Origin of the sequence: Delftia sp. ZNC0008 (assembly GCF_000799035.1) — a bacterium.
Taxonomy (GTDB): domain Bacteria; phylum Pseudomonadota; class Gammaproteobacteria; order Burkholderiales; family Burkholderiaceae_C; genus Comamonas; species Comamonas tsuruhatensis.
Genome location: NZ_JTKZ01000379.1, coordinates 1 through 1,907 on the forward strand (window position 1 = coordinate 1; position 1,907 = coordinate 1,907).

Genomic DNA, 1,907 nt, shown 5'->3' on the forward strand with positions numbered 1-1,907 from the left:
GCGACATGGTCCGCCGCCAGATCTCGGGCGCGACGGCGCTGGTGCTGACCAAGGCCGATCTGGCCGGCGCATGTGCCACCGAAAAGGTGGCCGCGCGCGTGGCCGGCATGGCGCCCGGTGCCGTGGTGCTGGCGGCCCGCCATGGCGAGATACCGCTGGCCGTGTTCATTGATGCGGCTGCCTCGCCACGCCGCCCGCAAGGCCTGCTGCAAGCGGGCGGCTCCTGGAAAAGCCAGGCCGGGAACATGGCCGGCATGGCCGATGTGGGCAGCTTTTCCTACGCAACGCGCCGCTGCTTTGACCGGCAGCGGTTGCGGCAGGCGCTGCGTACGCTGCCTGTCCCCCTGTTGCGGGCCAAGGGCATCGTGCGGCTGGGCGGGCAGGACAGCGTCCAGGAAGTCCACGTGGTGGGTGGGCGCTTGCGCATTGCCAGCCTGCATGGGGCCAGGGTCTCGGAGTCCGTGTTTGTCTTCATTGGCTGTTTCACGGCGATGGGGCGGGAGGCGATACTCCGCTGTCTTGAGGGAGCCCTGGCCGCGCCATGAAGACAACTTTGGCGGTGTCGAAATTTTTGGAATTTTGGATTTCGGGCCAAAAAAACGTATTAGAATTTAGGTCTTCTAGGGGAGTCGCCAAGTTGGTAAAGGCACCGGATTTTGATTCCGGCATGCGAGGGTTCGAGTCCTTCCTCCCCTGCCAGATAGACAAAGGCCCTGACAGTTGTGCTGTCAGGGCTTTTTTGTTTTCGGGCTGCAGGCCAGGCTCAGGCCGCGGCCAAGTGTGAGTCGGCACTTGCCATGGCGGCGTTGAGCGTTGCGCGTATGCCCTGCGCATAGGGCGTCTTGGCAATGGGGCCCAGCAGGGCGTGCAGGGCGGAGTCCTCCATGATCAGCGGATCGGTCAGCAGGTAGTGCATCTCGGCCAGCTCGCGCATGAAGGGGTTGAACAGGCCGGCCAGGCGCAGCGCGGTCTTTCCTGCAACGCGCAGCTTCAACGGCCTGCCGGTCAGGCGTTCGATCTCCGAGACGACGTCGCGCTGCGTGATCGCCCCCGCGCCGGCGAGGTGCCAGACCTTGCCGAAAGCCTGCGGCGTGCCGATCAGGCGCGCCACGACGGGGCCCGCATCGGGCACATAGACAAACTCATGCGGCCGGTCCAGCGGGCCGACCATGTCGGCCCGGCCGCCACGGGCCGCTGCCTCGAAGGCTCCGTGCAGCAGGCTGTTGTGTACTCCGGGACCGTAGAAGTCGGGCAGGCGCAGCACGGTGGCCTCGATGTGGCCCTTTGCATGGGCTTGCAGCAGCAGGTCCTCCTGGGCTTTGCGCATGCGGCCCTTGAAGGTATGGGGCTCGCGCGGATGGTCTTCTGCCACGGGCAGGGTGCGGGCCTTTCCGTAGGGATAGACGGTGCCGATCAGCACGATGCGGCGCACGCCCGCGGCAATGGCGCCTTCCAGCGTCTTGCGCATCAGTTCGGGATGCAATTGAAACTGCCAGTAGTTCACGCCCACCAGGTAGATCAGCGTGTCCACGCCGTGGGCGGCAGCCTCGACGGAGCCGGTGCTGTCCGGGTTCCAGGGGACGATCTCGGCCAGCGGGTCGGCGCCGAAGGTCTGGCGCAGGCTGGCTGCGTTGCGGCCGACCACGCGGTAGGCGCGGCCCTGTTGTCTGAGCGCGGCGGCCAGGCTCTGGCCGATGGCGCCTGCGGCGCCGAAGAGTGCAATGGATGGCATGGGCTGGGTCCTGTGGTGACAGCCTCAGTGTCAGCAACCCGCTGCAAAAAGAAAATTGCCTAGAATTCTCTGGTGTCCATGCATAAATGAATGGATGAGTGATGTCGGAACCCCACTGGGAGTGGTATCGCAGTTTTTTGCAGGTGCTGGAGTCCGGGTCGCTGTCAGCACGCGG

Annotated in this window: 2 protein-coding genes and 1 tRNA gene; 2 read left to right on the forward strand and 1 reads right to left on the reverse strand. The window is 65.4% G+C overall.

Annotated elements, in window-relative coordinates:
* Together L995_RS12545 and L995_RS12550 are read left to right on the forward strand one after the other, a co-directional pair.
* The coding region (locus L995_RS12545) for a GTP-binding protein (RefSeq protein WP_047472068.1) at window positions 1-545 on the forward strand (545 nt) is incomplete at its 5' end.
* 77 nt (window positions 546-622) lie between these two features.
* Window positions 623-699 (forward strand) — tRNA-Gln (locus tag L995_RS12550).
* Between the two features lie 64 nt (window positions 700-763).
* Here the strand turns inward: L995_RS12550 and L995_RS12555 are convergent.
* Window positions 764-1,732, reverse strand: coding sequence for an NAD-dependent epimerase/dehydratase family protein (locus L995_RS12555; protein WP_047472070.1), 969 nt, complete (start codon window positions 1,730-1,732; stop codon window positions 764-766).
* Window positions 1,733-1,907: the final 175 nt, after the last annotated feature.